Origin of the sequence: Burkholderia arboris (assembly GCF_038723655.1) — a bacterium.
Classification (GTDB): Bacteria; Pseudomonadota; Gammaproteobacteria; order Burkholderiales; family Burkholderiaceae; genus Burkholderia; species Burkholderia arboris.
Map to the genome: position 1 here is coordinate 176080 of NZ_CP109823.1, position 21282 is coordinate 197361.

Genomic DNA, 21282 nt, shown 5'->3' on the forward strand with positions numbered 1-21282 from the left:
CGAAGGCTCCTTAGAATGCGCTGAGTTCGACGGTCGGCTGACGGGTTTCGGCGTGCAGCGCAGGTTGTCCCAAGGTCAGGTTCCGGATGCGAACGCCCGGATCGGCGAGCACTTCGCCGATGACGGACGTCAGCGCGTCGGCAAGGCCTTGCACCAGGGCCTCGCTGAACCGCCCCGCGTGATAGACGACGCTGATCGCGAGGCCCTCGGCGCGCGGCTCGGCCAGGAACCAGAAGTCCGTCGCGGCTTCCGTGTCCGCGCGTTGCGGATCGTGGTCCGGCCGCTCGGCAATGTGCACTTGTCCCGCATAGCGATCGACGGCGCCCTCGCGCTGGTTCTGCAGCGTCAGGCCGATGTCGAAGAGCGGGTTGCGTCCCGCAACGCGTTTGACGTGCAGTTCGTCGAGCAGGCGATCCAGCGGATACAGCGGATGGGAGAACGCTTCGAGGGTGGTGTCCCGCACCCGGGTCAGCAGCGTGTCGAAACGGTCGTCGCCGGCGACGCGATCGCGCAGCGCGAGCACGTTCAGGTAGGGGCCGACCTGCGCCTCGAGTTCGGGCAGCTCGCGGCCCGCGACCGGCGTGCCGACGACGATGTCCTCCTGGCCGGAACGGCGGTAGAACAGCGCCTTGATGGCGGACAGCAGCGCGACGAACAAGGTCGCGCCGTGACGCTTGCCGAGCGCATCGAGCGCCGCCGTCTCGGCGGCGGGCAGTTCGAACCGCCAGGTTTTCCAGCTCGGCGCGGCCGGCTGCTCGACGTCGCCCGGCAGTGCCAGCGCGCGCAGGCCGCCGCCCAGCTTGGCCAGCCAGTAGTCCTTCATGCGGGCGCCGTCCGGCCCGGCGAGCAGGCGGTTCAGCCAGCCGGCGTAATCCTTGTACTGGATCGAGAGGGCGGGCAGCGGATTGTCCCGACGCTGGACGAACGCGTCATAGAGCTTCGACAGGTCGTCGAGCAGCACCTCCGTGGACCAGCCGTCGCTCACGATGTGATGCATCGTGCAGAGGCAGACGTGCCGGACTTCGGACAACCTGAGCAGCTTGACGCGGAAGAGCGGGCCGGCGGCGAGATCCATCGGCGCGAGCCGTTCGCTCTCGTAGATCGAGATGACCTGGGCGTCCCGGTCCTCGGCATCCTGCAGATTGACGACCTCGACCGGGAAGGCTGCTTCGCCGGGCGGCAGCACCTGCTGGACCGGCTGATTGCCCGCCAGCACGAAACGCGTGCGCAGGATCTCGTGACGTTCGCTCAGCGCGCGGAACGCACGCACGAGCGCATCCACGTCGAGCACGCCCTCGAACAGCAGGGACGTGGGCAGCGGCCCACCGGCCTGCCCCGCATTGAGGCGATCCTGGACCCACAGCCGGGTCTGGGCGGGAGAGAGTTCGTAGTGCGTCTGCGCCGGCAGCGGCGTCACGGGCACGTAATCGATCGGCTGCGTATCGGCGATGCGCTTCGCGAGGCCCGAAATGGTGGGGTGCGCGAACAGGCTGCGGATTTCCAGTTTCGCCTGCAGATCGCGACGGATGCGCGCGACGACCTTCGTCGCGGACAGCGAATTGCCGCCCAGCTCGAAGAAATTGGCGGTCGTACTGATGCGGGCCTGGCCGAGCACTTCCTGCCAGATGGCCGTCAACTGCGCTTCGAGCGCGTTGGCGGGCGCAACGTGGTCCGGGCCGTCGCCGGGTTCGGGCAGCCTGGCGCGATCGAGCTTGCCGTTGGGCAGGGTCTCGAACGCGGTCACGACGACGAACGCCGACGGCACCATGTAATCCGGCAACCGCTGCTGCAGATGGCCGCGTACCGCTTCGATCAGTTCGGCTTCGGGGTGCGACGCGCACAGCCATGCGACGAGTTTCGCGCCGTCGTCCACGCCGCGCACCGCCACGACGGCGGCGTCGACCAGCGGGTGCGAGGTCAGTACCGCCTCGATCTCACCGGGCTCGATGCGCAGGCCGCGCAGCTTGATCTGGTGATCGATGCGGCCGAGGAATTCGATGTTGCCGTCGGGGCGGTAGCGTGCGAGATCGCCGGTACGGTAAAGGCGCGCCTGCGGGTCGGTCGAGAACGGGTCCGCGATGAACTTCTCCGCGCTCAGTTCCGGTTCGCCGTGATAGCCGAGCCCGACCGGCGTGCCGCCGATCAGCAGTTCGCCCGCCACGCCGAGCGGCGTGGGCTGCAGCTGCGCGTCGACGATATGAAGGCGGGCATTGGCGATGGGCCGGCCGATCGGGACGATGCGGTGCGGGTCGTCGCGCCGGCACGTCCATGCGCTCACGTCGACAGCGGCTTCCGTGGGGCCGTAGAGGTTGTACAGCCCGACGTCCAGGCGCTCGAAGCAGCGCTGCTGCAGGTCGTAGGGCAGCGCCTCGCCGCTGCACACGACGCGGCGCAGCGACGTGCAGTGCGCGTCGAGGTCCGGATGGTCGAGGAAGGCGCGCAGCATCGACGGCACGAAGTGAATCGTGGTGATCCGTTGGCGCTCGATGAGCGCGGCCAGATAGTCGGTCTCGCGCTGTCCGCCGGGTCGGGCGAACACGAGTCGCGCACCGGTGACGAGCGGCCAGAAGAATTCCCAGACGGAGACGTCGAAGCTGAACGGGGTCTTCTGCAGGACGGCGTCGTCGTCCTCGAGCGAGTAGGCGTGCTGCATCCAGAGGATGCGGTTGGTGATCGCGCGATGGGTGTTGAGCGCGCCCTTGGGGCGGCCGGTGGAACCGGACGTGTAGATCATGTAGGCGAGGTTGTCGCCGTTCAGATCGGGCTCGGGGTTGGCTACCGCGTCGAGATCGAGGCCGAGTTCGTTGGAATCGACGACGATCAGGTCGGCATCGGTATCGGGCAGCGCGGCGCGCAGATGTTGCTGGGTGAGGAGCCAGCGCAACTGCGCGTGCTCGATCATGAAGCGCACGCGCTCGGCGGGATAGTCTGGGTCGACGGGGACGTAAGCGCCGCCGGCCTTGAGGACCGCGAGGAGCGAGACGATCATGTCGAGCGAGCGCTCCATGGCGACGCCGACGAGGGCGTCGGGCCCGACGCCGAGCGCGATGAGCCGGTGCGCGAGGCGGTTGGCGCGCAGGTTGAGTTCGGCGTAGGAGAGCGTGGCGTCGTCATAGACGGCGGCGACGGCATCGGGCGTGCGCGCGACCTGCTGTTCGAACAGGCGGTGCAGCGGTTGCGCGGCGGCCTCGCCGAACTCCGTCCCGGTCCGGTTCCACTCGACGGTCAGCAGGTTCCGCTCCGCTTCGCTCGTCAACGGCAGCCGGGCAACGACGGCCGACGCATCGTCCGCGAGACGCGCGAGCAGGGTCCGGTAGATCGCGAGGAAACGCTCCACGGTGCTCTCGTCGAACAGATCGGTGTTGTAGTCGCAATCGATCAGGAGTGCCTGCCCCGAGTCGAGGACGTTGACGTTCAAATCGAACGCGGTGTGGCGGATCAGCGGGGCGACCAGGCCGACCGTCAGGCCCGGCAGGCCGGGCAGCGCCGACACGGGCTCCAGATTGAAGACCGCCGATACCAGCGGGGCGGCGTTGAGATCGCGCTGCGCGCCGATTTCGCGGACCAGCTCGGCGAACGGATAGTCCTGGTGCTCGAGCGCGTCGAGCAGGTTCTGCCGGGTGCCGGCCAGGAAGCTGGCCACGGTGGCCTGCTCGGGCAGCGTGGAGCGCAGTGGCAGCAGATGCGTGCAGTAGCCGGCGAGGCGATCGCTGCCGGCCACGGAACGGCCGGTCACCGGGATGCCGGTGACAATCTCTTGCTGGCCGGCGATGCGGTGCAGGAACAGGTTGAAGCCGGCAAGCAGCACCATGTAGAGCGTGCAGCCGTTCTGACGGGCGGCGGTGCGCAGCGGCGCGGCCGCCGCCGCGTCCAGATGCAGCGACACGCGCTTGCCGTGAAACGTCTTCACCGCGGGCCGCGGGTAGTCGGCCGGAAGGTTCAACGGTTCGGCCTGGCGCTCGCACTGCGCGAGCCAGTACGCGCGATTCGCCTTCGTTTCCGGGCTGTGGCGCTGGGTGTCGAGCTGCTTCAGGTATTCGCGAAACTGGAGCGGCGCCGCAGCCGGCGCGGCGCCGGCATACGCGCGGGCCAGATCCTCGAGCAGGATGCCGAACGTCGAGCCGTCACAGATGATGTGATGGGCCGTCATCACCAGCAGGTGACGTTCGCTGTCGACGCGCACGAGCGCGGCGCGAAAGAGCGGGCCGTTCACCAGATCGAACGGCTCGCGGCTTTCCTGGTCCCGCCACGCGTCCTGGTCCGCGTCGATCAGCGGAATCCGCAGCGTCAGCGACGGATGCACGATCTGGCCCGACCCGTCCGGCGTCACCGTCGTGCGCAGCGCCTCGTGTCGATCGACCAGGCCCTGGACGGCGGCGCGCATCGCGGCCTCGTCGAGCCGGCCCTTCAGTTCGAGGGTGGTGTTGACGTTGTAGCCCAGCGAGCCCTCGGGATCGATTTCCGACAACACCCACAGCTGGCGTTGCGCTTCGCTCAGCGCGGCGACCGTGCCGTGCTTCGAGTGCGGCCGGATGAAGCCGCCCCGGCGCAGGTCGGCGACGCTGTCCTTCACCGCGCGGATAAACCGGTCGACATCGGCGTCCGTATGCGCGGTGGAGAGGAAGCAGGTGCGCCATTCCCAGATGTAGATGCCCTTTTCGAGCATGTGATAGAAGAACAGGTCCAGGTTCTCGGTGAATTCGAAGCGGAACATCGAGCCGAACCACGTGACCTTGATCGGCGCCTCGGCCTCCACGAAGAACGCATTCAACGTGCCGGCGATTTGCGCGGTCCGTTCGTTGAGCGCGGCCTGCAGCGCCGGGCCTTCCTGTTCGATCTTCTCCAGCACGGCCAGCGCGGCCGCCATCGCCAGCGGGTACTGGCAGAACGTGCCGCCGAACGCGGTGCGGTCCGCGACCGGGAACGAGTGGTCGCCGTAGGTCCACATGCCGCCGTCGATGGCGTCCATGAAGCGGGTGGTGCCGGCGATGACGCCCAGCGGCAGGCCGCCGCCGATGATCTTGCCGTACGTCGCGAGATCGGCCCGGATGCCGAACATGGCCTGCGAGCCGCCCGGATGGACGCGGAAGCCGGTGATCATTTCGTCGAAGATCAGCGCGACACCGGCCTCTTCGGTGATGCGGCGCAGTTCCTTGAGAAACGCGACGGGCTGCAGGGACGGGTTGCGGCTCTGCACCGGCTCCACCATCACGGCCGCCAGGGTCGACGCCATGCCGCGAATGGCCTCGAGCGCGGCGTCGCTGCCGTAGTCGAGCAGGATCATGTTCTCGACCGAGCCGAACGGCACGCCGGGGGCGATGGTTTCCGTGACGCCTTCCGCGTTCGCCGCGGCGAGCGTGCCGTCGGCATGGCCGTGATACGAATGCGTGAACATCACGATCTTGTCGCGCCCGGTCACGGCGCGCGCGAGCCGCATCGCGGTCATGACCGCCTCGGTACCGGTGTTCGAGAACGCGACGCGATCGAGGCCGGTGACGCGGGCAAAGCGCGCGGCCACTTCGCCGACGAGGCTGGAGCGTGCGCCCAGTTCGAGCGGGCGTTGCCATTCGCGGCTGACCTGATGCTGGATGAAATCCGGCGTGTGGCCGAACAGATGCACGCCGAAGCCCATCGTGAAATCGATGTACTCGTTGCCGTCGATGTCCCACAGCCGCGAACCGGCCGCGCGCTCGCCGACGATCGGATACAGCATCTCCTTGGTCGAAAAGCGGAAGCCGACCGTGGCCCGGCTGTCGGCCAGCACCGGGCGGGACGCCTGCACCGATTCCTTCGATTTCCGGGTACGCGTCGTGTAGCGCGCGATCAGCGCTTCGAGATGCTCCTGCTGTACGGCGGACAAGCCGCGCGCCCGCTGTTCGACCGGGCTGCCCCACGGCATCATCGGCTTGGGCGGCCGGTTGTCGGTCGCGGCCGCAGGTGCCGGCGCGGGCTTCGCTGCGGGCGCGGCGGCCGGCACCGCGGTCGCGGCCTTGGCCGCGACGTTCGCGACGTTCGCGACGTTCGCGACGGCTTGCGCGGCGACCGTCGCCGGCCGGACGTCGGCGTGGCCGGTCAGCGACGTGCGCAGCAGCTCCATCTGCTGGCTCATGACGCGCGACAGCAACTGATTCTGTTCCAGCAACACGCGCTCGACCGTGGAGCCGCCTTCGGCCGCCACCCATTCCGCCGGCGCGGCGGCGAGCGGCGCCGGCACCTCCGCGGACGGCGCGAGCGCCACCGTGGACGGCTCGCCCACGGTCGCGGCCACGGCCTCTGCCTCGGACGGCGCGGCGGCCGCCGGCAGATTGTCCGCGACATACTCGGCGAGCGCCTGCACCGTCGCCAGGTCTTCGAAGAAGCGACGCATGGCCAGCTTCACGCCGTACTGTTTCTCGATGTGCCGGATGGCCTCGATCAGCACGATCGAGTCGGCGCCCATTTCCAGGAACGGCAGGTCGATGTTGATGGTGGCGGGATCGGCCTGGATCAATTCGCCGATCTTGCCGCGAAGCCATTCGAGAACCTCGCCGCTACGGTCGTGGGTCGGCGTTGCAGCGATGGGTGATGCGCTTGTCTGAGTCATGGACGTGTCCGCTTTCTGAAACCAGGTACGGCTGCGTTGGAAGGGATAGGACGGCAATGCGACGCGCATGGGCGCGGGTGTTTCGGTTGCGGCCCAGGCGACATCGACGCCCCGGGCATAAAGGCTCGACAGCGTTTCGATCAGCGCTTGCTGCTCGACTTGCGGCCGCTGCAGGGCCAGGAACTGGATCCCGGCATCCGGCGCGCAGCACGCGCGGGCCAGGTTGACGAGCACCGGCTTGGGACCGATTTCGACCAGCACGTTGAAACCGGCTTCGGCGAGGCGCTCGACGCTGCTTGCGAACTGCACCGGCTCCCGGCAGTGGCGGCGCCAGTACGCGTCGGTGGGCGCCTCGTCCATCGCGGCGCCCGTGAGATTCGAATAGAACGGGATGGCCGGGCGCGCGACGGGCACGGCTTTCGCCGCGGCCTGGAAGCTGTCCAGCATCGGCTCGAGCAGCGGCGAGTGAAACGCGTGCGACGTGTTGAGCGGCACGGACCGGATGCCCTGCGCGGCAAACGCGTCGACCAGCCGTGCGATGCGCTCGCGCTTGCCGGAAATCACGATGCTGGCCGGCCCGTTGACGGCCGCCACCGCGACCTCGTGCGGACAGGCTTCGATCGCGCGCTCGACCGTGGCGAGGTCGGTGAAAATCGCCGCCATCTCGCCGTCGCGGGGCAATGCCTGCATCAACCGGCCGCGTTCGGCGATCAGCCGCAGGCCGTCTTCCGGCGAGAAGACGCCGGCCGCGCAAGCCGCCGCGTACTCGCCGACGCTGTGCCCCATCACGGCGTCGGGCACCACGCCGAACGACGCCAGCAACGTGGTGAGCGCGTACTGCAGCGAGAACAGGGCCGGCTGGCTGAAGCCGGTCTGGTGAATGTCCTCGGACGGCGCGGACAGCACCTCGAGCAACGGCTTGTCGAGCAGCGGATCGGCCACCGCGCGGCAGCGGTCGATTGCGTCGCGGAACACCGGATACGCGTCATACAGGCGGCGGCCCATGCCGGCGTATTGCGAGCCCTGACCGGTGAACAGGAACGCCATCTTCACGCGCGGCGCGGGCTGCGCCGCGCCCGCAGGTTCCTTGGCCTGGAAGGCGCGCAGCTTGTCGATGGCGTCCTCGACGGACGTCACCGGCAGCGCCAGCCGGTGTGCGAAAGGCGAGCGGCCGGCCGCCGCAGAAAACGCCACGGCCGCGATATCGAGACCCGGTTCGGCTTCGAGCCGCCGCTGATAGCGTCCGGCCAGCTCGCGCAACGCCGCCGGCGTCTTGCCCGACAGCACCAGCGGATGCACCTTGTGTCTCGACGGTGTCGCCCGTTGCGCCGGCACGGGGGCTTCTTCCAGCACCACGTGCGCATTGGTGCCGCTCGCGCCGAACGCGCTCACGCCGGCTCGCCGTGGCCGCTCGCCGCGCGGCCACGCGCTCGCCTCGGTGCAGATCTCGACGGGCAGCGCGTCCCACTGCACCAGCGGGTTCGGGCGGCGCAGATGCAGGTGGGCGGGCAGGCGGCCGTGGTTCAGCGACAGCACGACCTTGATGACCCCCGCGATGCCGGCGGCGGATTCCGTGTGGCCGATGTTGGTCTTCACCGAGCCGACGCGCAGCCGGCGGCTCGCGTCACGGCCTTCGCCGAATACCGTCGCCAGCGCCTGCACCTCGACGGGATCGCCGAGCGGGGTGCCGGTGCCGTGCGCTTCCACGTAATCGATGGACGCGGCGGGCAGCCCGCCCAGCGCCTGGCGGATGACGGCTTCCTGCGCGCGGCCGTTCGGCGCGGTAAACCCGCTCGATGCGCCGTCGTGGTTGACGGCCGAACCACGCAGCACGGCCAGCACGCGATCGCCTGCGGCGAGCGCATCGGACAGGCGCTTGAGCACCAGCGCGCCGCAGCCTTCACTGCGCACGAAGCCGTCCGCCGCCGCGTCGAAGGTCTTGCAGCGGCCGTCCGGCGCCAGCGCCCGCGTGCGCGACACGGCAATGGAGTTGTCCGGCGAGAGGATCAGGTTGACGCCGCCCGCGATCGCGAGATCGCATTCGCCGCTTCGCAGATTCTGGCTGGCGAGATGGATCGCGGTGAGCGACGACGAGCAGGCGGTGTCGATCGCCATGCTCGGTCCCTGCACGCCCAGTCCATAGGAGATGCGGCCGGCCGCCGTGTTGAGCGGATTGCCGGTGAAGAAATAGCCGTCGATGCCGCTGCCGCCGCCGTTGCGAAGCTGCAGGTTCGCGTAGTCGTTGGTGGTGATGCCGACGAAGACGCCGGTCCGGCTGCCCTTGAGCCCGTCGACGGGAATCCCGGCATGCTCCAGCGCTTCGTGACTGACTTCGAGCAACAGGCGCTGCTGCGGGTCCATCGCGGCCGCTTCGCGCGGCGTGATACGGAAGAAGGCAGGATCGAACTGGTCGACGTCGTCTAGGAAACCGCCGAAGCGGCAGTACAAGCGCCCCGGCGCTTCCGGATCGGGGTCGTAGTACGCGTCGACGTCCCAGCGCTCGCGCGGCACTTCGGAAATCGCATCCACGCCGTCGTTCAACAGCTGCCAGTAGGCATCGAGGTCGTGCGCGGCGCCCGGAAAACGGCAACTCATGCCGACGATCGCGATCGGCTCCGGCGTACCGGTCTCGCGGGCCGCCACGGTCGCCACGGCCGGCCGCGGCTGCACGACCTCCGTCGGCGCCGCGTGCGCGTCCGGCGTCGTGCCGGACGACTGCTCCGCCAGGAAATCGGCGAGGGCGTTGACCGTCGGATGATCGAACAGCAGCGCGACCGGCAACGGGATGCCCAGCGCCTTTTCGACGAGCGTGCGCACGTCCAGCGCCATCAGCGAATCCATGCCCATCTCGAAGAAGCCGAGATTGCGATCCAGCGCCTCCGTTTCGTAGCCGAGCACCTGGGCCACTGCGCGGTCGATGCTGTCCGCCAGCAGACGCTTGCGCTCGCGCGGCGATGCGTCGCGCAATGCCGGCATCGCCTGCGCGCCCGTGGCGGGGCCGGCCACCCGCACGCGGTCGAGGAAGGGGCGGGGCCCGCGCGCCTCGTACGAGGCCTGGAACAGCGCCAGGTCGATATCGACGACCGCCGCCTGCGGCACGGCGGGGAGGCGATCCAGCAGGTCGAGCGCGCGATCCGCCGCCAGCGGCCGGATGCCGACGCGCCGCAGCAGCGCTTCCGCCTCGGGGAACGTCATGCCGCCTTGCGCCCAGGGCCCCCAGTTCACGCTCAGGGCCGGCAGGCCCAGCGCGCGGCGATGATGCGCGAGCGCGTCGAGGAAGCGGTTCGCGGCACTGTAGTGCGCCTGGTCGCGCGAGCCCCATGCGGATGCGATCGACGAAAACAGGATGAAGAAATCGAGCGGGAAGGGCGCGCTGTGCTGATGAAGCAGCCACGCGCCGGCGACCTTGGGTTCCAGGACCGCGTCGAGTTCCGCGCGCTCGACCTGCACGATCGGCTTGTAGCCGACGATGCCGGCCGCATGCACGATGCCCCGCAGCGGCACGCCGTCGCGCTGCAGCGCGGCGAAGAAATCGGCGACCGCCACCGGATCCGCGATATCGAGGCGCTCGCAGTGCAGTGACACATTGCGCTCGCGCAGCTCGGCGATCGCCTGCCGGCTCTCGTCGCTCGCCGCCCCTTGACGGCCGACCAGGATCAGCGTGCCCGCGCCGCGCGCCGCCAGCCATCGCGCGGTGTGCAGCCCGAGCGCGCCGAACCCGCCGGTGATCAGGTAGGCCGCGTCCGGATCGACCCGCAGCGCGGCCGTGTCGGCTTGCGCGAGCGGGCTCAGGCGTGCGACATGGCGCACGTCGCGCCGCAACGCCACCTGTTCTTCGCGGTGCTCGCCGAGCAGTTCCTGAAGCAGCGCCTGCGTCTCGTCCGCCGGCGCGGCCGGATCGAGATCGATCGCCGTGCCGAACCATTCCGGATGCTCGATCATCGCCCCGCGTGCCAGGCCCGACAAGGCAGCCTGTGCGAGCCCGGTGACGCGGGGCGCTTCGCCGGCTTCCACCGCGTCGCGCGTGACCACCGAGATCCTGGGCCCGATCGAAGGCGTCCCGGCGCGCTCGCTGCCGGCCCGCGCGTGCACGAGATGCAGCAGCGCGGTGGACATGCGCGACGTGCCTACGGCTTCGTCCAGCGCCCATAAAAAGACGATGCGCTGCCCGGGCGCGGCGGTCTCGTTCAGCAAGCGCACGAAATGGTCCGGCTGCTCGGGCGCGACCTGCCAACCCGCTTCCGCGCCACCGCCATAGTCGCGGCCGGGGCGTACCAGCGCGCACGATGCGCCGTGCGCGCGCAGCAGCGCGGCGAGCCGCTCGCCGACCCCGCTTCCGTCCGCGAAGATCAGCCACGCAGACGCATCGACGGCGAGCCGGGCCGGCGGCAACGCGGCTTGCTGCTCCCACACCACGCGATAGAGCGGAGGCGCGGCCGGGGCGCCGGGTTCGGCCGGGGTGAACGCGGCCCTGAGCAGGTCCGGAAAGAGGTTCAGCACGTCTTCCGGGTATTTGCCGGACGACTTGAGGTGCCGCAACGCGGCGTCGATGCTGTCGGCATCCATGCCGACGACGGGCGACGGGATCTTCTCCAGGCTGAAACGCTGCCGCTCGAACGGATAGTTCGGCAAGGTCGTGGCAGGCTGGGCCGGCGCCGGGAACAGCGCGTGCCAGTCGAATTGCCCGCCCTGCACGTACAGGGCCGCGAGTGCGTGCTCCAGTGCCTCGCCGGCGCACGGCGGCGGCAGCCAGCCGTCGGCGAGCCCCTCCGGCACGTGCGGCGCGTCGGCCTGATCCGGCGCACCGGCAAGCTGCAGCCAGTACTGCGGGTGCGTCACCTCGTCGGTCACCTCCGCGCCGAGACAGCCGGAAATCAGGCGGACCGACGGCCGTGCGAGCGGCATGTCATGAAGCGCAGCGCGCAACGCGTCGGCGTCCCGGCGGGCGGCCACGAGGCGCAGCGCGTCGGCCATGCTCACGACACCCGCCACGCAGGCCGCCACATATTCGCCGATGCCGTGTCCCGACACGACGGCCGGCCGGATGCCCCATTCCTTCCACAGTTCCGCCCACGCGAACTGGGCCGCGAAACGGCCCGCGTCGGTATCGAGCGCCTCCAGCGGCACCGCGCAACGGTCGAAGGCATCGCGAAACAGCGGTTCCGATGCGTGGAGCGCGCGCGCGGCGCCGGTGCCCGGCACGCCGAACAGGGCGCCCAGGCGCAACGGCTTGCCCGTGCGCGCCACGGCCGCCGACGCGCTCCGCCCGCCCGACACATAGGCCGCGCGAAACGGATAATGACTCCGTCCGGTGGCGGCGGCGCGGCAGATGGCGGCCTGCTCCTGCGGCGTCGCGCCGGCGATCGTGCGCTCGTAGCGTGACGCGAGCGCCGCCAGCGCCGCTTCGGATCTGGCCGACAGCAGCAGCAACTGGCGCTGCGCCGCGTGCGCCGGTGCGACCGGCGGTTCCTCGACGATCGCGTGCGCATTGGTGCCGCTGAATCCGAACGCGCTGACCCCGGCGATTCGCCGGCGCTCGCCGCGACGCCATGCGACCGGATCGGCCGCGACGCGGATCGGGATCGCCTGCCACGGCGTATGCGGATTGGGTTGCGTGAAATGCAGGTGCGCCGGAATCCGGTCGTGCTCGAACGACAGCAGGACCTTGATCAGGCCGGCGATGCCGGACGCGGATTCGAGATGCCCGATATTGGTCTTGACCGACCCGATCACGAGCGGCTCGCTCGCCGTGCGGCCGGGACCGTAGACGCCCGCCAGCGCTTCGACCTCGATCGGGTCGCCGAGGGAAGTCCCGGTGCCGTGGGCCTCGACATAGGAGACGTCGCCCGGCGCGAGGCCAGCCTGGTTCAGCGCGCGGCGTATCACCCGCTCCTGCGAATCGCGGCTCGGCACGGTCAGCCCGCCGCCGCCGCCGCCCTGGTCGACCGCCGTGCCACGCACGATGCCGAGCACCCGGTCGCCGTCCGCGAGCGCGTCGGCGAGGCGCTTGAGCACGACCATGCCGCACCCTTCGCCGCGCACGTAGCCGTCCGCCGATGCGTCGAAGGTCTTGCAGCGTCCGTCCGGCGACAGCATGCGCGCTTGCGAGAAACTGACCATGACCTCGGGCGACAGCATCAGGTTGACGCCGCCCGCGAGCGCCATGCCGGTTTCGCGCGAGCGCAGGCTTTCGCAGGCGAGGTGCAGGCAGACCAGCGACGACGAGCAGGCCGTATCGATCGCCATGCTCGGGCCGGTGAGGCCCAGCACGAACGACAGCCGGCCGGCGGCCATGTTCAGCGCGCTGCCCGTGCCGGCATAGCTGCTCGACGGCATCGCCGCATTGGATACCTGGATCGCATGGTCGAAGCAGGTAATGCCGACGTACACGCCCGTGGCGGACTGCCGGAAGCGCTCGGGCGCGAGATGGGCATTCTCGAGCGCCTCCCAGGCCACTTCGAGCAGGAGCCGTTGCTGCGGATCGAGATAGGTCGCTTCGCGCGGCGCGATCCCGAAGAACGCCGCATCGAACTGATCGACGCGTTCGAGAAACGCGCCGTGGCGGGTCGCCATCTTGCCGGGCGCGGACGGATCGGGGTCGTAATAGCGATCGATGTCCCAGCGTTCGCCGGGCACTTCGGTGACGGCATCGCGCGCGTTGTCGAGCAATTGCCAGAACGCGTCCGGCGTATCGCTGCGGCCGGGGAAGCGGCAAGCCATGCCGATGATGGCGATCGGTTCATTGCGGTCCGAGCGCAGCGCCGCGATTTCCGCGCGCCGCTGGCGCAGTTCGTCGAGCGCGGCTTTCAGTGCATGCGTGGCCTTGGCGTTCATTGGGCGCCGATCTCCTGCGCGATCAGTTCGGAAAGGTCGTCCTCGTCGAGGTCGTCCGATGCTTCGTCGACGACAGGCGCGGGGAGCGACGGTGACAGTTCGCCGAGCACGTACTGGGCGAGCGCTTGCAGGTTCGGATAGGAAAAGAACAGCGTCGCGCGAAACGGCCTGCCGAACACCTTGGTGAGACGGTCGGTCAGTTCGAGCGCGATCAGCGAATCCAGGCCGAGATCGAGCAGCGATTGCGCGGGCGCAATGGCGTCCGGCCCGGGCAGACGCAACGTCTCGGCCAGCATCTTCGCGAGCGTGCCGGCGATGAGCTCGAGCCGCTCGCGCGGCGCGCACGCATGCAGCTGGCGCAGCAATGCCGTCTCCTGCTGCGCAGGCTGCGCGGCCGGTTGCGCCAGCTCGGAAAACAACGCCGATCCGGCAGCCGGCGCATCGACCCGGAACAGCGTCGGCCAGTCGATGCGCGCGACCCCGGACTGGGCAACGCCGGACGCCATCAGCCGTTCGAGGGTCGCGATGGCCAGTTCGGGCGACAGCGTGCCCACGCCGAGCGCACCCAGCTGTTCATGCGCGCGCCGTCCGTAGTCGGTGGCGGCGTGGCCGATCTCGGCCCACGGGCCCCAGTTGACGCTGAGTGCCGGTTTTCCCTGCGCGCGCCGATGCTGCGCAAGGGCGTCGAGGAAGCTGTTCGCCGCCGCGTAGTTGCTCTGGCCCGGCATGGTGATCAGCGCGGCCATCGACGAGAACAGCACGAAATGGTCGAGCGGCAGGTCGGCCGTCAGCTCGTGCAGATACCACGCGCCATCGGCCTTGCCGCTGCCGGCGCGATGGAAGAAGTCATCGTCCTGGCGGGTCAGCAGCGCATCGTCGAGCGTGCCGGCGAGGTGAAACACCCCCTTGAGCGGCGGCATCGAACGCGCGATTTCGCCGATCGCGTCCGCGACGTCCTCGCGACGCGACAGATCGGCGCGAATGAAGCGGGCGTCGAGCGTCTGCAGGATCTTTTCGGCGGCGGCGGAAGGCTCGCTGCGCCCGAGCAGCACGACCTTGCCGGCGCCGTTGCCGGCGAGCCAGGCCGCGAGCCGCAGGCCGAGCCCGCCGAGCCCGCCGGTCACCAGATAGGTTGCGTCAGGGTGGAACCTGACCGGCCGGTGGCTAACGAATTCGCGATTGTCGCGGGCGATGCGCGCGACGTGGCGCTGTCCGCCGCGAAACGCGATCATGTCTTCACGGCCGCCAGCCAGCACCGCCTGCACGATGTCCGTCGCCGACGGCTGCGCGGGATCGAGGTCGATCAGGCCGCCCCACAGCGGCGCATGCTCCACCGCGATCGCCCGGCCCAACCCCCACAGCGGCGCCTGCGCCACGGCGGTCGATTCGCCGTCCAGCACGTTCATCGCACCCGACGTCACCAGCCACAGACGCGCCTGCCGGGCCGACGGCGCGCGCGCCGCCAGCGCCCTGACCAGTTGCAGCACGCTCGCGCTGGCGCGCCGTCTCGCAGCGATATCGGCGGGCGCGAGATCGAGACTCCACAGATGGATGACGCCCTTCAGCGGCCGGTCGAGCGCGGGCAGCGCCGCGCTCGCGTCGGCGAACTGCAGCACACACGTATCGCCCGCGCTTTCCAGCAGGGCCGACAGTTGCGCGCCGACGCCACCGCGGTCCGCGAGAATCAGCCACTCGCCATGCGCCGAAGCGCCGGTTGCCGCTTCGACGCTCGACGGTCTCCAGACTCGCCGATAAAGCAGGGCGGCGAAGTCGTGCCGCTCGACCGCGCGCCCGGCGCGCACCTGCTGCAACCGCAGCGCATCGATCTCGATCAGCAGCCGGCCGGCGAGGTCGTGGACGCGGATATCGCCCTCCAGCGCGTGTTGCCCGGCCGGCTTGCGCAGCGTCGCGTGACTCCAAGCCTGCGCTGACGACGGCGGCTGATGAACCCGTACCGCACCGATCGAACTGGGCAGGTACAGGTCGCCGGCCTCCAGCGCGTCCGGATCGATGGCGGCCGCGAGCACGCGGCTGCACGCATCGAGAAACGCCGGGTGCACCTGAAATTGCGACGACGCCAGCGCGTCGGCCGGCAGGCTGATTTTCCCCAGCGCCTCGCCGGCCGTGCGCCAGATCTGCCGGATCGCATCGAACACGCCGTCGATCTGCACGCCGTACTGCCGGATTTCGCCATTGAAGTCCGCGCCCGACGTCGTTTCGGTGCAGCGCGCCTGCACCTCGGCGGCATCGAATCTCGCCGGCTCGGCGCGCCGTTTGGGCGCGCACATTTCCCGCAGCCGGCGCAGGTGAGGAAGATTGCCCAGGATCAGCTCGACCGGCGGACCGAAATCGAGCAGGCATGCCACTTCGTCCACGCCGATCGACGCGAGGTCCTGCACCAGGTCGACGCAGGTTTCCGGCGTGCCGATGAGGCCGCGCGATTGCGCGAAGCGTTCATAGAGAAACTCGACGAATTCGTCCAGTTCGCGCGCCCCCATCGCGCGCACGTCCACCGACTGGCCACGGCTTTGCGCCAGTCCGTTCAGCAGTCCGATATTGCTGCGGATGTAGTTGCAGAACGGCGCGCGCGCCTGCTCGCGCACCCGCGTCGCATCGTCGCCGACGAACGTGTGCAGCATCACCGACACGGTGCCGGTCGCCGGGTCGAAGCCGTGCTTCGCGCGCGCCTCGCGGTAGAGGGCGATCTTGTGCGCGAGCTGGTCCCGGTCCTGGTCGAGCACGTGGGTCAGCAGGTTGGCGCCGACTTCGCCGGCGCGGACGAACGTCTGCGGATTGCCGGCGGCGGTCACCCAGACGGGCAGTTCCGGCTGCACCGGCGTCGGGTAGATGCGCAATTGCACCGGCTTGCCGACGCCATTGTTCGCATTCAGCGATCCGCCCCGCCACAGATTCCGGACGGTGCGCAGCGTGGTCAGCATGTCGTCCTGCCGGGTCGCGTATTTGTCGGGCGCGAGCACGAAGTCGTCCGGATTCCATCCGGAGGCGAACGACACGCCCACGCGGCCGTTCGACAGGTTGTCCACCATCGACCACTCTTCCGCGATCCGGATCGGGTTGTGCAGCGCGGCGACCACGCTGCCCGCGACCAGCTGCACGCGTCCGGTGACTGCGGCGAGGGCCGCGTGAAGGACGGCGGGATTCGGGTACAGCGAGCCGAATTCGGTGAAATGGCGCTCCGGCACCCAGACGCTGGAGAACCCGTTCGCATCGGCGAAGCGCGCGCTCTCCATCACGAGCTGGTACTTGTTGCCGGACAGCGCCTCTTCACTGCTGGCGAAGAACATCAGGCCGAATTTCATGCGTGGCTCCGATCCGATTCGTGAATTTCGGCACTGGCGCAGATCTGCCATGTCGCGGCAGCGCTCGTGTCCTCGATCCGGTGATAGACGGCAAACGAAAACGGCCCCCAGGACTGGCGGCTCAGCACGGTCTGCACGGCGCGCGATGCATGCGGATGCAGCGGCAACGGCGCATGCAGTGCGAGGTCCTTCAGCGTGGTATGGCCGTCGGCGCCGATCTCCGCGGTGGCCGCCAGCGCCATTTCCACATAGGCGGAATAGGGCAGTACGGGCGGCCCTTTCACGCGATGACCGGCGAGAAAGGCGGTGTCCGGCGCGTCGAGACTCGACTCCCAGATCCACGTGCCGGGCAAATGCGCGTGCTGCGCCATGCGCCGCCCGAGCAACGGATGCCGGGGCGCGCGCGGGTTGAGCCAGAAGCCGCGACGCTCGAACGGATAGGTCGGCAGCGCGAGCCGGCGGGACGGGGCGGGCTGCTCGACGGCATGCCAGTTGACCGATGCGCCGCGCACGTAAAGCTCGGCGAGCGTGTGCAGGATCGCGTCCCAGGCGGCCGCATGCGCGCCGATCTCGATGACGATGCCGGGGGTGCCCGCCGCCACGCCGTCCGGGGCCTGCGGCACGTCCGCCAGCGAGGCCGCGGCGCGATGCCCGTCGCCCGCGCTGCTGACGGCGTCCGGCGTGATGCCGAAGGACATCCACAGTTGCGCGAGCGCGCGCTGGAATGCCGTGAAGCCGGCCTCGGCCGCGTCCGGTTGCTGCTGCATCAGCGCGCTGAAAGCGGGGCTCGCCGCGCGCAATTGCCGAATCGCATCGGCGCTGGCGCCGTCGTCGGCGGAAAAGTGAAACGTCACCGCGGGCGGTGTGTCGGCGGCCTCGCCGGCCGACACGGCATGCAGCCGTGAACGCAACGCACCGAGACTCGATGCGACGATGGCCGCCCGCCGCGTGAAATGGGTGCGCCCGGTGTTCGCCGTCGACGCGACCTCCCGCAAGCGGACCTCGGGATGGGCGTCGAAATACGCGGCATAGGACGCCGCCAGCGCTTGCAACGCTTCGGGCGTGCGCGCGGAGAGTGTCACGACGTGCGTCGCGGGCGCCGCCGGGTCGTCTTCGACCGCTCCGGCGTGCGGCGCTTCGGACAGGATCATGTGCGCATTGGTGCCGCCGAAGCCGAACGAACTCACGCCGGCCACGCGCGGCCCGTGTTCCGGATGCCAGGGCACGACCTGCTGCGGAATGCGGAACGGCGTGTCGTCGAGCGCGATATGCGGATTGAGCGACCGGAAATGGAGGTTCGGCGGAATGGCGCGATGGTGCAGCGCCAGCGTGGCCTTGATCAGGCTCGCGATGCCCGCTGCCGATTCCAGGTGGCCGATGTTGGTCTTCACCGAACCGATCCAGCAGCGCGCTTCAGGCTGGCGCGATTCACCCAGCACGGCCGTCAGCGCGTTCAGCTCGATGGGGTCGCCCAGCGGCGTGCCCGTTCCGTGCGCCTCGACGAAGCCGATGTCCTGCGGCCGCACGCCGGCATCGCGCAGCGCGCTGCGAATCACGGCCTGCTGAGCCGGGCCGTTCGGCGCGGTCAGACCGTTGCTGCGGCCATCCTGGTTCACCGCCGAGCCGCGGATCACGGCGAACACGGTGTCGCCGTTCGCGAGCGCATCGTCGAGACGCTTGAGCAGCACCATGCCCACGCCTTCTCCGCGCACATAGCCGTTGGCATCCGCGTCGAATGCCTTGCAGCGGCCATCCGGCGACAGCATGCCCGCCTGCGTGAAGGATGCGCTCAATTGCGGCGCCAGGATCAGGTTGACCCCGCCGGCAAGCGCTGCATCGCTCTCGCCGCGCTGCAGCGCGCGGCACGCGTGGTGAACCGCGACGAGCGACGACGAACACGCGGTGTCGACCGCCCAGCTCGGGCCGCGCAGATCGAGCGTGTAGGCAATGCGGTTGGCGGCGACGCTGAGCGCATTGCCGGTCGCGACATACGGGCCGACATCCGCGTCTTCGTCCTGCGCCAGCCGGACGTAGTCGGAATTGCTGATGCCGACGATGACCGCGGTGCGGCTGCCGGCGAGATGCCGGGGCACGATCCCCGCGTGCTCGAACGTCTCCCACGCCACCTCGAGAAGCAGGCGCTGCTGCGGGTCCATCGTTTCGGCCTCGCGGGCGCTGATGCCGAAGAATTCCGCATCGAACTGATCGACCTGGTCCAGCAATCCCGTGGTCGGCAGGCCGCCGGCGCGCGCGTTCGATGCGCCGACCGCGTCATGGCCTGCCAGCAGGCGCTGCCAGAATGCGTCGGGATCACTGGCGCCGGGGAAGCGGCATCCCATGCCGACGATGGCGATATCCGTGCGTGCGGCGGCAACGGGCGCGTCGTCCGACGCCGCATGCCCGGCGCCGCAGAAATGGCGCGCCAGCAGCGCAATGCTCGGGAAATCGTAGACGACGGTAGGCGAGACCGGCTGCCCGAGCCAGTCCTGCAACTCGCCCGAGAGCAGGATCGCGTCTTTCGAATCGAGCCCGAAGGTGCTGAACGGCGCGTCGGGGTCGAGCTTGCCGGGCGCGATGCCCGACAGATGCGCGACCCGCTCGATGCACCACTGCACCAGTTCCTGCGTGCCGCGCACCGCGGTGGCCGGGCGTGCGGCCTCCCGGGAGAACGAACGCCGCCATTCGCCCGCGATCGCGAGCCCCTGTTCATCGACGAAGGCCTGCCGGATTCGGCTGCGCTGGATTTTCCCGCTGGACGTGCGCAGGATCGTCGCGGGTTTCAACAGGATCGCCGCATACAGATCGACATCGTGCACTTCGGCGAGCTGGCGCCGGATCGCCGTGGCGACGGCTTCGGCATTCAGCGTGGCGAGCGCTTCGCGGCGCACTTCAGCGGCGACGACGACCCGCTCCACGTTATCGACGTTGATCGAGAACGCCGCTGACGCGGCGGGCGCCAGCGCGGGGTGGCTTGCCTCGGCCGATTGCTCGAGATCCTGCGGGTAGTGATTGCGGCCCGCGACGATGATCAGGTCTTTCAGGCGGCCGGTGACGAAGAGGTGCTCGCCATCGACGAAGCCGAGATCGCCCGTGCGCAGGTAGCGCGCGTCATCGCCGTCCAGCCTCGCGCGGAAGGTGCGCTCCGTTTCCTCGGCGCGGTTCCAGTAGCCGATGCCGACGCTCGTGCCAGTCAACCAGATTTCTCCGATTCGGCCGGGCGGGCAGCGCTGACCGGTCTCCGGGTTCACTATCTGCAGGCGATGCCCCGCCCAGGCGCGGCCGCATGAGACGAGCGCGTGGCGCTTGCCGTGCGCGCTTCTGGTCGCGACGCCTTGCGCGAGATCGTCGGCGTCGAAGTCGGCCACGAGCGGCTGCGAGCGCGCCGGCTGGCCGGAGATGAACAAGGTCGCCTCGGCCATGCCGTAGACCGGGCGCATGGTTTCCGCGTGGAAGCCGCGCGATGCGAATGCGCGCGAAAAACGCGCTACCGATTCCGCACGCACCGGTTCCGCGCCGTTGAATGCCACCCGCCAGCTGCTCAGATCCAGCTGTTCGCGGGCTTCGTCCGAAATCTTGCGTGCGCACAGGTCGTACGCGAAATCCGGCGCCGCGCAATGCGTGCCGCGATACTTCGTGATGGCTTTCAGCCAGCGGTGCGGTTTCTGCACGAACGCCGCCGGCGCCATCAGCACCGACAGCACGCCGAGATAGATCGGCAACAGCACCTTCCCGAAGAAACCCATGTCGTGAAACACCGGGAGCCAGCTCACGAACACGGCCGACGCATCGGCATCGCTGGCCTCGGCGATGACCGCCATGTTGCTCAGAATGTTCGCATGACTGATCATCACGCCTTTGGGCGTACCGGTGGACCCCGATGTGTATTGCAGCAGCGCCAGCGTCTGCGGCGTGATGTCCGGCGCGCGCCATTGCTCGGCCGGTGCGTCGAAGCCCCGATCGGTCGCGAGGATCCGCAGTTCCAGCGTGTCGGAATAACCGTCCGCGCGATGCGCGATGCCGCCGAGCGTGGCTGCGTCGGTCAGCGCGACGACCGGCCCGGCATCGGCCACGATCGACTTGAGGCGATCGGCGGGACGATTCCTGCGCGGCGGATAGGCGGGCACGCCGATCAGGCCGGCGTACAGGCATCCCACCCACGCGCAGATGAATTCCAGCCCGGGCGGATAGACCAGCAGGACGCGATCGCCCGGTTGCGCAATCTCCTGCAGGCTGGCGGCGATGCCGCGCGCGCGCTTGTCCAGGTCGCCATACGTGAGTCGGGCGAGTTCCGATTCGCCGTTATCGAGAAAAATGAATGCCGTCTTCTCCGGTTCGACCTTGCCGCGAAACTGCAGAATTTCCGTAACAGTCCTGAATTTTGTATCGGGAAGCATACTCAACCTTCGTTGTCTGCCAAACGTTGATTTGAATGCACGTCACTTGTGAATCCGTGCGTTCATTCCGACGGGCAAAGACAGTCCGTCATGCAGGCCCTGTGCCGGGCGCATACCGGGTTCACTGTCGCGTCGCGTGACCTCAGGACCA

The 21282-nt window shown here is 69.3% G+C and carries 3 protein-coding genes; all 3 read right to left on the reverse strand.

Annotation, left to right across the window (positions count from 1 at the left end; translation table 11 throughout):
• Nucleotides 1–10: 10 nt before the first annotated feature.
• The 3 genes from OHZ10_RS33635 to OHZ10_RS33645 are packed head-to-tail and all read right to left on the reverse strand — an operon-like array spanning nt 11 to nt 21131.
• Nucleotides 11–13417, reverse strand: coding sequence for a non-ribosomal peptide synthetase/type I polyketide synthase (locus OHZ10_RS33635; protein WP_342706341.1), 13407 nt, complete (start codon nt 13415–13417; stop codon nt 11–13).
• Entirely contained in the window at nt 13414–16737 is a 3324-nt protein-coding gene (locus OHZ10_RS33640; protein WP_342706342.1) for a type I polyketide synthase, read from the reverse strand. Before OHZ10_RS33640 ends, OHZ10_RS33635 begins: the two co-directional genes overlap by 4 nt.
• A complete protein-coding gene (locus OHZ10_RS33645) occupies nt 16734–21131 on the reverse strand; it encodes a beta-ketoacyl synthase N-terminal-like domain-containing protein (protein ID WP_342706343.1) in 4398 nt (1465 codons plus the stop codon). Before OHZ10_RS33645 ends, OHZ10_RS33640 begins: the two co-directional genes overlap by 4 nt.
• Nucleotides 21132–21282 lie beyond the last annotated feature (151 nt).

Coding starts and splice junctions, on each gene's coding strand:
- OHZ10_RS33635 (WP_342706341.1), bottom strand. CDS start 13,417: ATGAACGCCAAGGCCACGCATGCACTGAAAGCCGCGCTCGACGAACTG.
- OHZ10_RS33640 (WP_342706342.1), bottom strand. CDS start 16,737: ATGAAATTCGGCCTGATGTTCTTCGCCAGCAGTGAAGAGGCGCTGTCC.
- OHZ10_RS33645 (WP_342706343.1), bottom strand. CDS start 21,131: ATGCTTCCCGATACAAAATTCAGGACTGTTACGGAAATTCTGCAGTTT.